Below are 11,762 nucleotides of genomic sequence, written 5' to 3'. Positions count from 1 at the left end.
TTATCTCGAAATCTTGCTGTTTTTAATAATATAGAATAATAAAATGGGATTAAAATATATAAAGAAAAAACAATTTAATATTATTTTAAATATTGTTTATGATATAATAATAGAGTTAGAAAATTTGTTTTAAAGTAAAAGTTATTAAATATAAAATAATAATTTCACAAAGTTTATATGAGGTGAAAAATGCAAAAAAAGAATAAAATCGTTATACAAGGAGCAAGGGAAAATAATTTAAAAAATATAGATTTAGAAATACCTAGGGATCAATTTGTTGTAATTACAGGACTAAGTGGAAGTGGAAAGAGTTCGCTTGCTTTTGATACTATTTATGCTGAAGGACAACGTCGCTATGTAGAAAGTCTTAGCGCTTATGCTCGCCAATTTTTAGGAAATATAGAAAAGCCAGATGTTGATTTGATAGAGGGGTTATCTCCGGCTATTTCAATAAATCAAAAAACAACATCAAAAAATCCTCGTTCAACAGTAGCAACGGTAACAGAAATTTACGATTATTTAAGACTTCTCTATGCACGAATTGGTGAAATTTACTGTCCAAATCATCATGTGAAGATTGAAAGTAGTTCGATAAGCCAGATTGTCGATTCAATAATGGAAACGCCTGTGAGAAGTCGAATTCAGATTGTTGCGCCGATGATCAAAGAAAAAAAAGGTACCCATAAAAAATTAATAGAAAAATTAGCTAAAGAAGGGTATATTCGTTTTAAAATAGATGGTGAAAATTACGAAGTAGATGAAATTCCTGAATTAGATAAAAATAAAAAACATTCAATAAGTGTTATTATAGACAGAATTGTCATAAAAGAAGGAGTAGAAGGTCGTCTAGCAGATTCTTTAGAAACATCATTACATCTTTCTAATAATGATCTAGTAGAAATTGATGATGTTGGTAAGGGAGTGACTCACCTATATTCAACTAAATATAGTTGCAAATACTGTGATTTTACTTTAGGTGATTTAGAACCAAGGATATTTTCATTTAACAATCCCCAAGGTGCATGTCCAGCTTGTGATGGGCTAGGAATGCATGAAACAGTAGATGTTAATAAGGTTATTCTAAAAGATATGTCAATAAATGATGGGGCAATAGTAGTTTATAATACAGCAACATCAACGTATTATCCAAGTTTAGTAAAATGTGCATGTAAACATTTTGGAATTCCAATGGATATTCCATTTAAAAAATTGACACAGGAACAACAAAATATAGTCTTGTATGGAAATGATGTTGAAGAAATTGAGCATACTTATATAAATGATGAAGGTGTAAAACGATCACGAATAATCTATTTTGAAGGTGTATGTAATAATATATTGCGTCGCTATCAAAGCGGAATGACAAAAGCAACTCGTGAAGCAATGGCGAAATATATAAAAGAAGATGAATGTCAAAGCTGCCATGGGCAAAGGTTAAAACCAGAGATATTATCAGTATATGTTGCTGGGAAAAATATTGCGGAAATTTGTGAAATGTCAATAAGAGATAGCTATGACTTCTTTGAAAATATAAAACTTAGCGAAAAAGATTATACAATAGCAAGATTAGTCTTAAAAGAGATTAAATCAAGATTGCAATTTTTAAATGATGTTGGTTTAGACTATTTGACTTTAAATCGTGCCTCAGGAACATTATCTGGAGGGGAAGCACAAAGGATAAGGTTAGCAACCCAAATAGGTTCAAAACTTATGGGTGTTACGTACATTTTAGATGAACCTTCAATAGGTCTTCATCAGCGTGATAATGAAAAATTAATTAATACAATGTTATCAATGCGTGATTTGGGAAATACGGTTCTAGTAGTAGAGCATGATGAAGATACTATGCTTGCTTGTGATTATATTGTAGATATAGGACCTAAAGCTGGAGAAAATGGGGGACAAGTAGTCGCGGTTGGGACACCAAAAGAAATTATGGAAAATAAAAATTCCATAACTGGAGCATACTTGTCTGGTCGAAAAAAAATAGAAGTTCCCAAAGAGCGTCGTTCTGGGAATGGAGAGTTTATTACAATTAACAAAGCTAAAAAGAATAATTTAAAAGATATATCAGTAAAACTACCATTAGGTAAATTTGTTGGAGTAACTGGCGTTTCAGGTAGTGGGAAAAGTACCTTAATAAATGAAATTTTATTTAATTCTGTGAAAAATATATTAAATAAAGAAGAAATAGATACGGAGTATGTAAAATCGGTTAAAGGTGTAGAAGATAATATTGATAAAATTATAGATATAGACCAAAGCCCTATTGGGAGAACACCACGAAGTAATCCAGCTACTTATACAGGTGTGTTTGATGATATACGAGATTTATATGCAAATACCAATGAAGCAAAACTAAGAGGATATAAAAAAGGTCGTTTTAGCTTTAATGTAAAAGGCGGGCGTTGTGAGGCGTGCACAGGAGACGGTATCTTAAAAATAGAAATGCACTTCTTACCGGATGTCTATGTACCATGTGAGGTATGTAATGGCAAAAGATATAATAGAGAAACTCTTGAAGTCAAATACAAAGGTAAGAGCATAAGTGATGTTTTAGATATGACTATTAAGGAAGCTTATGAGTTTTTTGAAAATATACCAAAGATAAAAAATAAGCTAGAAACAATGGTTAATGTAGGATTGGATTATATTCGATTAGGTCAAAGTGCAACAACTCTTTCAGGAGGAGAAGCACAGAGAGTGAAACTTGCGAGTGAGCTTTATAAAAAATCAACTGGAAAAACTTTATATATTTTAGATGAACCAACAACAGGATTACATATTGATGATATAAGCCGTCTAATTAAGATTATTAACAAGCTTGTAGATGGAGGGAATACTGTTGTAGTTATCGAACATAATCTAGATGTTATTAAGTGCTGTGATCATTTAATTGATTTAGGACCAGAAGGTGGGGTAGGCGGAGGAACTATTCTTGATGAATGTACTCCGGAAAAATTAATTGAAAATCCGCAAAGTTACACTGGAAAATTCTTGAAAAAGTTATTGTAAAAAAGTATAAATTGCAATAGAATTTAATTTTACGAATATATTTATTATAAAGATATTTCAAAAAAATTAATATTATAAGCGATCTATTGTTTATTTAATAAAGTCAGAATAAAAGCGTGACGTGATATTTGTTTATACAATTTTCTCTATTGTCTAAATATGAAAGATGTGGTAAAATATAGGTATAGAATACTAAAACATTTGTAAGACTTACCATACATTCGGGCCTAACACTTTTTAAAAGGGAACAAGAATTTTTTATTAGTATAAAACGCTTCTTAGAGAAGACTTTAGAAGGTAAGACTATTGTACCCACCTGATTATATCAGGACCAATTTTAGTAAGTAACTACGGTGTTTTGGTTTTAGACTGGTATTAATTACCAGTCTTTTTTAATATAATTATAACTGAAAATCATAAAATAAAAATTTAAAGGAATATAAAATGTTACATCAATTTTCAAGAAATGAATTAATAATCGGAACAGATGGATTAGATATATTAAAAAAGTCAAGAGTAGGAATATTAGGAATAGGTGGGGTTGGCTCATTTGCTGCTGAAGCTTTAGCGCGCTCTGGAATTGGAGCATTAGTACTTATGGATAAAGATGATATAGATATAACTAATATTAATCGTCAAATTCATGCAACAACGTTGACTGTGGGATGTAGTAAAGTTGAAGAAATGAAAAAAAGAATTTTAGCTATTAATCCGAACTGTGAAGTTACAGCTATTCAGGATTTTTATACAGAAGGAACATATAAAACATTCTATGAAAAAAAATTAGATTTTGTAATAGATGCATGTGATACAGTAACATATAAAATTCATCTGATGAAACATTGTCTAAGAAATGATATTAAGTTTATTAGTGTTATGGGAACAGCTAACAAAATGGATCCGACGAGGTTTCAAATAACAGATATAAGAAAAACTACAGTGTGTCCTTTAGCTAAAGTAATTAGAATAAAATTAAAAAAAGATAACATAAAAGGAAAGGTCCCTGTAGTGTACTCGACCGAGAGCCCAACTATAGCAAACAAAGAATATCTAGAAAAAATAGGTAATCAAAAATCAGATATAAGAAAATCTAAAATTCCCCCAGCATCTAATGCATTTTGTCCATCTACTGCAGGATTAATTGCTGCGAATTATGTTTACACTAATCTATTAAAAAATATAAAAATATTAACTATAGAAAAATCTAATTAAAATGTTAAAACAACGCTTTCACAAGTGTTGTTTTTCTATATTTTTCAGTTAACATATCGTCTGTTTCGGTAATTTTACTGTAAACCTTACACAGAAATTGAAAATTAATTATTTTCATAATCATAAGAAAAGTTTTGGAAATTTATAATTTAATTTGCTTTTTTATAGGAAAGAAGGTATAATATAAGTAGATGAGAAAGGAGGATTACTTTGAAGAATAAAGGAACATTACTGGCGCAAAATTTAAAGAAACTTCGAAAAATAAATAATTACTCTATGTCTACTGTAGCAGATAAATTAGATTTATCATCACATGGCGTTTATGCTAACTGGGAATATGGGAGAAATGAGCCCAATGTAGCAACACTAGTATCTATTGCAAAGCTGTACAATGTATCGATTGATGAGCTTGTAGGTTACAAAATAGAAAAAGTGAATGACGAAGAGTTAGCAAAAACTCACTTTGAAGTAATTGATATGATAAAAGCGTTAGATAGTGAGGATTGTAAATTAGTAGAAGAGGTTCTGAAAAGATTTAGGGGATATTCTTTTTCTAGACACTTGAATCTATAATAAAACTCAAATTACTTAGGCTATATGAGTTATCTGTGGTTGCGTTAAATTAATAGTTTTGATATAGACTAGGTACAAGATACTTAGTCTATATTTTTTTATCTATAAAATGGGGTGATGGTTATTGATGTAAAAAGTTTGATGACTAAAATTATAGATGATGCAATTAAAAGCAAAGCTAGTGATATACACATATATCCACACATATCAGGTAATTCCTTTATAAAGCTCAGAATCAATGGTAATCTGAGTAAATATGAAAGTTATACAAATAGGGAGTTAGATGCAGTTAACTCATTACTAAAATACAACGCTGGGATAGATATTTCTCGTAATAAAGAACCACAAAGCGGACGCTTTGTTTATTCGCTATCTGAGAAAAATTATTATTTAAGAGTATCTACTTTACCTTTGAGTGAATTATCAGAGGGTTGTGTAGTTAGGATTTTTATTGATGAGTTAGAGGATGTTGATTATAGTATTTTTGAAGAAGATAGGGAGCATATTAATTCATTAAGTAAAAAGATGTATGGATTAATATTGTTTTCAGGTCCCACAGGAAGTGGAAAATCAACATCAATGTATAAATTAGCGAGTTCACTTGCTAATATGGATAAACAAGTTATAACAGTTGAGGATCCTGTAGAGAAAAATATTGAAAATTTAATTCAAATGCAAGTAAATGAAAAAGCAGGGATTAACTATGATAATGCACTAAAATCTATTTTGAGATGTGATCCAGATGCAATGGTAATTGGAGAAATTCGAGATTTTAAAACAGCAAGTCAAGTTATTACTTCTTCATTTTCGGGGCATTTGGTTTTAAGTACAATTCATGCAGAGGATTCTGTGGGTGTTATAAATCGTTTGAAAGATTTGAATTTATCACTTGAAGATATAAAACAAACGGTCCTTTGCATCATTTCTCAAAGGTTGGTTAATTTATCAGCTGGAGGAAGAGGATTAATAACTGAAATATTAAATAAAGAAGATATTCATAACTATATAGATAATAAAAAAATAACCAACAAATCCTTAGATGAAAAATTTTTGTTAGCTTATGAGGAAGGATTCATAACACAAGATGAAAAAGAAAAATGGGGATATTAAAAAAATTTTTGATAAAGAAAATAAGGTTTATTTTATAAAACGGTTATACGAACTTATCGAACACGGTTATATGTTAGAAGATTCTTTGGAATTTCTTTTAATTCAGTATGATGTACCTGCTGTTGAGATAGAAAAGATAAAAAGCAAACTCTCTAATGGAGAAAAGTTATCTGATATTTTAGGGTATATTGGTTATTCAAAATTAATAGTTACAAAAATAAAATTTGCGGAACAGTACGGTCGCATAGAAGACATGTTACTGGAAGTTGAAACATATCTGCAAATAAAAAAAATACAAAAAGAAAAGATAATAAAAACTTTACGCTATCCACTATTTTTAACTATGACATTAATATGCCTAATAATGGTTTTTAATGCACTAGTAATTCCACAGTTTGAAAACATCTATTCTTCATCTAATATTAAGATGGACTTTCAGACTATTATTCTTATAAAATTGTTGTATTATATTCCAAAAATTATATCTATTATTTTTGTTATCTTTATACTTAGTTCAATATATATGTTTTATATAGCTAAGTATAAGCCTATACTATTTTTAAACACTTTACTAATTATTCCTAAAGTTAAAAATTATGCAAAACTATACTTTTCGTATAGATTTGCTATGGAACTAAGCCTATTTTTAATGAGTGGATTTTCTCTAAAAACGGCGTTAGAAGTCATGATTGAAGAAAAGTATGATTATTATCTGACATGCTTCTCAGAAGAAATTTTAACAAAGTTAGATTCAGGGATAACATTCGAAGATGCTATAGGAGAAGTTAAATTTTTTGATAAATCAATGAAAAAATTTATTATTCATGGGAAAAATAATGGATTAATAGACAAGGAATTGAAGTTGTTTAGTGAGTTGATGTTAGATACATTTTTAACATCATTAGACAGAAGTTTAAGAAAGATTCAACCGATATTATTCGGTGTGCTAGCATTAGTGATAGTTGGATTATATATGGTTATACTTTTACCAATTTTCAACATGGCTAGCTCGTTAAAATAAAGGAGTTTATTGTGGAAAAAATTTTAAAAAAATTAAAAAAGAAAGACGGTTTTACCCTTATAGAAATGCTTATTGTACTATTTATAATTGCAATTTTGTTAATATTAATAATACCTAATATTACTAAAAATATTGACACTGCAAAAGATAAAAGTTCGGAAGCATATGAAAAAACAGTTCAATCACAAGTAACAGCATACGAAATAAATGAAAAAGATAGTAATGTTACTTTTGAGAAATTGGTAGAAAAACATTATTTAGATGGACCTGTAGAAAAAGCTAGTACCGCACCTAATGGTAAAAAAATTGTAATATCAAATGGAAAAGCGACATTACAAAAATAGTGCTGGTTATTCATTAGTTGAAATGTTAGCAGTATTGTTAATAGTCAGTATTATCATTATTATTTTATCAAAAACATCTGTAGCTAATTATAATAAATATAAAGAAAGATTAGCGTTAAATGAATTAGTATCAGATTTATATCAGTTACAAACACGAAGTTTAAATGAAGAGAATATCTATATAGATTTATTTTCAAGTGATGGAGAATATGTCATGCACTATAGTAATCAAAATTACTGGAAAAAGATTTCAAATGATGGAAAAGTACTTTTAAACAGGCCGAATGTCAGATTTAAATATAGAGAAGGGAATTTAATATCTAGGGCAAATACAGTCGATGTAAAGTTTCCTGAAAGTTTATATAGACTTATTATTCACTTAGATACTGGATATATAACCATTGATGAAATTGAATAAATCAGGGTTTACATTTGTAGAACTTATAGGGGCACTGTTTATTTGTTCATTGCTTTTCGTATTTCTAATTCCTAATATGGTTAGGCAATACGCTAATTTAAGCAAGCTTGAAAAAGAACTGGAAATGAAAGAGGTTCTTTATGAAGAAATAAGTATTAATAAACATAGTAACTTCACTAATAGGCGTGGACAATATTACATAGAAGTTAAAGATAAGAAGGCGAAAATAGTTGATGAAGATACAGGGGAAGAAGTTAGTTACTAAGAAAAATAGTAAAGGATTTACTTTGTTGGAGCTAACAATTTCGTTATTTCTACTCCTTATTTTATCGTTATTGTTGACATTAATACTTCAAACTACAATAAAAACATCAAGGAATTTTTTAGATTTTACTAATTATGAATATGCATTAGCGCATAAGAAAATATTAGAAATTTACAATGATAGTAGTAAAGTCGAAAGAGAAAGTAATTTTGTAATGATGACTAATAAGGACAAAAAAGAAGAGGTTAAATTAGTTTTTCAAGGAGATAGAGTGTATATAGCAAAGCAAAAGAGTAAGGATTTTTATGCTGGATATATTTTACTGTTGAAAAAATTAAAATCATATTCTATTGAACAAGATGAAGACATGATTCATATAACACTAAGGGATAGAGAAGATAAAGAAAGGAATCTTTATTTAAAACTTAAAACTGAAGAAAAAAGTAAAAAAGAATCTGAAGAAAAAGATACAGATAAAAATAATGATAAACAATCAACTAATACACGGGAAAGTAAAAATGATTAATAAAAAAACTACCATGCTAAAAGATAAACAGGGTAATGCTATTATAGTATCACTACTTGTAACTATGCTTGTAGTTGTGGTAATGTTTAGTGTTGTAGGTATTTATATGAATAAAATGTACAGCATTAAAAATCTTAATAACTATTATGACAAAAAAATAATAGAGCAATTGAATAAAGGAAAATCATCTGAATAATGTTTTATAAACTAGAACTATATTTCTATGTAAATAGTTATTTATAGTTCTAGTTTTTTATACAAGATTATTAAATAAAGAATCTTGTTGATATTAATCACTTTTAAAATTAATGTATTGCTTTGTCTTAGCAAATAGTTTAAAATGATACTATATGATTTAAAATTGAATTGATTCCAAAGGAGAAAAATAATGAATAAAAAAGTATTATTTCTACTAACAGCTGGGGCTGGAGTAGTTGCAGTAAAATCATTATTAAAAACTGAAAAACTAAATAATGAAGATCGTGAAAAAGTTGAGGAATATAAAAAATTTCTAGAAGAAAAAGGATATACAGTTAGTAAAAATACTTATCTACCTAATAATTTAGATTTATTATCTGTTTCAGCATTACCAATGTATTATAAAGCAGCTAAAACAATAGCTAAATTTATTTTCTAGAGCCATGTTTATTCCAGAAAAAAATTACTCATTTTACGAAGAGAATCCTAAAGGTAAATTAACAATAAAAAAATTTGTAAAAGAGATGTACTATCGCATAATGTATGATGAAATATCTCTTTTATCTGCAAATTTAAGTTATTATTTTATTTTATCTGTGTTTCCAATGCTGATAGTTGCGTTGGCATTAACACCATATTTTAAAATAGATCAACAATTTTTGCTAGCTAAGATACAAACTTTTGCCCCTGGTGCATTGGGGGATTATCTTTTTAATATGATAAGCGAAGTTTTAAATAGTAAAAATAATAATACAATTATTACTATTGGGGTAGTATTTACTTTATGGTCTGCATCTAATGGTATATATGGGATAATTATAGCATTTAACAATGCATTTAGAGTACGTGATGGACGTATTTGGATAGTAACAAAAATTATAAGTATAATTTTTACAGTTTTATTCTTAATAGGTATGTTTCTAGTTTTAGCATTAGTTGTTTTTGGCAAACAACTTACATATTTGTTATTTCACAAATTTAACTTGGATGAAGGTTTTTATACAATGTGGTCGTACTTAAGTTATAGTTTTCCAATCTTGTTTACTTTCATTGTCTTTGTATTTTTATATATACTAGGACCAAACTTAAAATTAAAATCTATTAGTATATTACCTGGAGCGGTATTTTCAACAATTTCTTGGACATTAGTCAGTAGATTATTTGGATACTATATTGATCATTTTTCTAGTTATATAAAAACATATGGTACTATTGGAGCGTTGATGGCGTTTATTATTTGGTTATATATTACAGGATATATACTAATAATAGGAGCAGAAATTAATGCGATTTTTCATAATTATAAGATAGAACACCGTATTTTTGAAGAAACACATACAAAGGAATAGTTTAATATTATTAGAGCTTTGAGTTTAAGATAATTAACTCGAAGCTTATTTTATATATTATTAAGCTAGAATAATGTAAAAAGTGTATATTTTATAGTATAATAATAAATACTTAATTTCATTCGTGGAGAGGAGAATAGTGATGATTAAAGAAGTTTATCTAGCGGGTGGATGTTTCTGGGGAGTAGAGGGATATTTTTCTCAACTAAACGGAGTAATCGAAACCAAAGTAGGATATAGTAATGGAACTACTACAGAAACTAATTATCAAAAAATAAAATCAACAGATCATGCAGAGGTAATATACTTAAAATACGATAATGAGATATTATCACTAAATGATGTTCTACGTCATTATTTTAGAATTATTGATCCAGTTAGTGTGAATAAACAAGGTGGAGATATTGGACGTCAATATAGAACAGGGATTTATTATGTTGATGAAGAAACTTATAGAGAAGTAAGTGACTTTATAACAATATTACAAAAAGAGTTTTCGAAAAAGATTGCAGTAGAGGTAGAAAAAGTTAGTAATTATGTTGATGCAGAAGAATATCATCAAAAATATTTAGAAAAAAATCCAACAGGATATTGTCATGTGGATTTATCATTAGCTAAAAAGAGTTTATAATAATATTAAACTAGCTATTATATTTTTGTAGATTAAAAATTAAAGAAATTTTAAACAATAATTAATAAATATTTTGAAAAAATAGCTAAAAAAAGGTAGAATATAAGTAAGTATAAATTAAGGAGTTTTAAAAAATGACTAATATTTTAATTTTTGGACACAAAAATCCTGATACAGATAGTATCTGTTCAGCAATTGTTTATAATAACTTAAAAAGATTACAAGGTATGGATACTGAAGCGGTAAGACTTGGCGAATTAAATGATGAAACTAAGTATGCATTAGAATATTTCAATGTAAGCACACCACGTCTTGTAGAGGAATTAAAAGAAGGACAACATGTTATTTTAGTTGACCATAATGAATTTCAACAATCTGCTAATGGAATAGAAAAAGCTGTTATTCGTGAGGTAATTGATCATCACCGTATCGCAAACTTTGAAACAGCGGGACCTCTATACTACCGTGCAGAACCACTAGGATGTACAGCAACAATCCTTAAAAAAATCTATGAAGAACAAAGTGTCCATATTGACAAGCAAATGGCAGGACTAATGTTATCAGCACTTATTTCTGATTCATTATTACTAAAATCACCAACATGTACATTACGAGATAAAGTAGCAGCAGAAGAACTAGCTAAAATAGCAGGTGTGAACTTAGAAGAATATGGTCTAGCTATGCTTAAAGCAGGAGCATCTACTAAAGACAAAAAAGCAGAAGAGTTAATCACACTAGATGCTAAAGAATTTATTCTAGGCGATGATAAACTTATTGTTGCTCAAATTAATACAGTTGATGAAAAAGAAGTAGCAGATCGTAAAGAAGAATTAGCAAATGCTATTAACTCAGAAATTTCTAAAAAATCTTTATCAGCATTTGTATTTGTAATTACTAATATCTTAACTTCAAATTCTGAGGTATTAGTATTAGGAGCAAAACAAGACAATGTTGCTGCAGCATTCGGGAAAACTCTTGCTAATGACTTTATGACATTAGAAGGTGTTGTTTCTCGTAAAAAACAAGTAGTTCCTCAAATCACAGAAGAATTCACAAAATAGTTTCGTTTATATTTAAAGAAGGAAAGTGGGGATAGAATT

At 28.4% G+C, this 11,762-nt stretch carries 14 protein-coding genes and 1 other RNA gene; all 15 read left to right on the top strand.

Annotation, left to right across the window (positions count from 1 at the left end):
* Nucleotides 1-189: 189 nt before the first annotated feature.
* Complete coding sequence (gene uvrA / locus DQN46_RS04920) at nucleotides 190-3,015, top strand: excinuclease ABC subunit UvrA (RefSeq protein WP_111743222.1); 2,826 nt, start codon at nucleotides 190-192, stop codon at nucleotides 3,013-3,015.
* Nucleotides 3,016-3,201: 186 nt separating this feature from the next.
* A non-coding RNA gene (gene ssrS / locus DQN46_RS04915) (6S RNA) lies at nucleotides 3,202-3,384 on the top strand.
* 75 nt (nucleotides 3,385-3,459) lie between these two features.
* On the top strand, nucleotides 3,460-4,227 hold the full coding sequence (locus tag DQN46_RS04910; RefSeq protein WP_111743221.1) for a tRNA threonylcarbamoyladenosine dehydratase: 768 nt from the start codon (nucleotides 3,460-3,462) through the stop codon (nucleotides 4,225-4,227).
* A gap of 210 nt (nucleotides 4,228-4,437) precedes the next feature.
* Entirely contained in the window at nucleotides 4,438-4,800 is a 363-nt protein-coding gene (locus DQN46_RS04905; protein ID WP_040461382.1) for a helix-turn-helix domain-containing protein, read from the top strand.
* Nucleotides 4,801-4,941: 141 nt separating this feature from the next.
* Nucleotides 4,942-5,910 (top strand): competence type IV pilus ATPase ComGA, encoded by a 969-nt coding sequence (comGA, locus tag DQN46_RS04900; RefSeq protein WP_224207396.1) that lies wholly within the window; start codon nucleotides 4,942-4,944, stop codon nucleotides 5,908-5,910.
* Complete coding sequence (gene comGB, locus DQN46_RS04895; RefSeq protein ID WP_111743220.1) at nucleotides 5,885-6,931, top strand: competence type IV pilus assembly protein ComGB; 1,047 nt, start codon at nucleotides 5,885-5,887, stop codon at nucleotides 6,929-6,931. The genes comGA and comGB overlap by 26 nt, the downstream gene beginning before the upstream one ends.
* 11 nt (nucleotides 6,932-6,942) lie before the next feature.
* Nucleotides 6,943-7,275: a competence type IV pilus major pilin ComGC gene (gene comGC, locus DQN46_RS04890; RefSeq protein WP_111743219.1), complete on the top strand. Its 333-nt coding sequence runs from the start codon at nucleotides 6,943-6,945 to the stop codon at nucleotides 7,273-7,275.
* Entirely contained in the window at nucleotides 7,250-7,693 is a 444-nt protein-coding gene (locus DQN46_RS04885) for a prepilin-type N-terminal cleavage/methylation domain-containing protein (protein WP_004631789.1), read from the top strand. Before comGC ends, DQN46_RS04885 begins: the two co-directional genes overlap by 26 nt.
* Nucleotides 7,680-7,958, top strand: coding sequence for a hypothetical protein (locus DQN46_RS04880; protein ID WP_004631792.1), 279 nt, complete (start codon nucleotides 7,680-7,682; stop codon nucleotides 7,956-7,958). The genes DQN46_RS04885 and DQN46_RS04880 overlap by 14 nt, the downstream gene beginning before the upstream one ends.
* On the top strand, nucleotides 7,927-8,484 hold the full coding sequence (locus DQN46_RS04875; RefSeq protein ID WP_111743218.1) for a prepilin-type N-terminal cleavage/methylation domain-containing protein: 558 nt from the start codon (nucleotides 7,927-7,929) through the stop codon (nucleotides 8,482-8,484). Before DQN46_RS04880 ends, DQN46_RS04875 begins: the two co-directional genes overlap by 32 nt.
* Nucleotides 8,477-8,680 (top strand): hypothetical protein, encoded by a 204-nt coding sequence (locus tag DQN46_RS04870; RefSeq protein ID WP_224207395.1) that lies wholly within the window; start codon nucleotides 8,477-8,479, stop codon nucleotides 8,678-8,680. The genes DQN46_RS04875 and DQN46_RS04870 overlap by 8 nt, the downstream gene beginning before the upstream one ends.
* 192 nt (nucleotides 8,681-8,872) lie before the next feature.
* Nucleotides 8,873-9,121: a hypothetical protein gene (locus DQN46_RS04865; protein WP_004631798.1), complete on the top strand. Its 249-nt coding sequence runs from the start codon at nucleotides 8,873-8,875 to the stop codon at nucleotides 9,119-9,121.
* A 4-nt stretch (nucleotides 9,122-9,125) separates the two neighbouring features.
* Complete coding sequence (locus DQN46_RS04860) at nucleotides 9,126-10,031, top strand: YihY/virulence factor BrkB family protein (protein ID WP_004631800.1); 906 nt, start codon at nucleotides 9,126-9,128, stop codon at nucleotides 10,029-10,031.
* A 142-nt stretch (nucleotides 10,032-10,173) separates the two neighbouring features.
* Entirely contained in the window at nucleotides 10,174-10,662 is a 489-nt protein-coding gene (gene msrA / locus DQN46_RS04855) for a peptide-methionine (S)-S-oxide reductase MsrA (protein WP_111743217.1), read from the top strand.
* A 134-nt stretch (nucleotides 10,663-10,796) separates the two neighbouring features.
* Nucleotides 10,797-11,723, top strand: coding sequence for a manganese-dependent inorganic pyrophosphatase (locus tag DQN46_RS04850; protein WP_111743216.1), 927 nt, complete (start codon nucleotides 10,797-10,799; stop codon nucleotides 11,721-11,723).
* Nucleotides 11,724-11,762: the final 39 nt, after the last annotated feature.

The organism is Gemella morbillorum (assembly GCF_900476045.1).
Taxonomy (GTDB): Bacteria; Bacillota; Bacilli; order Staphylococcales; family Gemellaceae; genus Gemella; species Gemella morbillorum.
The sequence above is the reverse complement of the archived record's forward strand: the minus strand, read 5'-3'. Positions and strand labels throughout refer to the sequence as shown.

What these genes read in the sequence shown, in the direction of transcription:
- DQN46_RS04875 (WP_111743218.1), top strand. Translation starts at nt 7,927, where the DNA reads ATGAAGATACAGGGGAAGAAGTTAGTTACTAAGAAAAATAGTAAAGGA.
- DQN46_RS04870 (WP_224207395.1), top strand. Translation starts at nt 8,477, where the DNA reads ATGATTAATAAAAAAACTACCATGCTAAAAGATAAACAGGGTAATGCT.
- DQN46_RS04860 (WP_004631800.1), top strand. Translation starts at nt 9,126, where the DNA reads ATGTTTATTCCAGAAAAAAATTACTCATTTTACGAAGAGAATCCTAAA.
- msrA (WP_111743217.1), top strand. Translation starts at nt 10,174, where the DNA reads ATGATTAAAGAAGTTTATCTAGCGGGTGGATGTTTCTGGGGAGTAGAG.
- DQN46_RS04850 (WP_111743216.1), top strand. Translation starts at nt 10,797, where the DNA reads ATGACTAATATTTTAATTTTTGGACACAAAAATCCTGATACAGATAGT.
- uvrA (WP_111743222.1), top strand. Translation starts at nt 190, where the DNA reads ATGCAAAAAAAGAATAAAATCGTTATACAAGGAGCAAGGGAAAATAAT.
- DQN46_RS04885 (WP_004631789.1), top strand. Translation starts at nt 7,250, where the DNA reads ATGGAAAAGCGACATTACAAAAATAGTGCTGGTTATTCATTAGTTGAA.
- DQN46_RS04880 (WP_004631792.1), top strand. Translation starts at nt 7,680, where the DNA reads ATGAAATTGAATAAATCAGGGTTTACATTTGTAGAACTTATAGGGGCA.
- DQN46_RS04910 (WP_111743221.1), top strand. Translation starts at nt 3,460, where the DNA reads ATGTTACATCAATTTTCAAGAAATGAATTAATAATCGGAACAGATGGA.
- DQN46_RS04865 (WP_004631798.1), top strand. Translation starts at nt 8,873, where the DNA reads ATGAATAAAAAAGTATTATTTCTACTAACAGCTGGGGCTGGAGTAGTT.
- comGA (WP_224207396.1), top strand. Translation starts at nt 4,942, where the DNA reads ATGACTAAAATTATAGATGATGCAATTAAAAGCAAAGCTAGTGATATA.
- comGB (WP_111743220.1), top strand. Translation starts at nt 5,885, where the DNA reads ATGAAAAAGAAAAATGGGGATATTAAAAAAATTTTTGATAAAGAAAAT.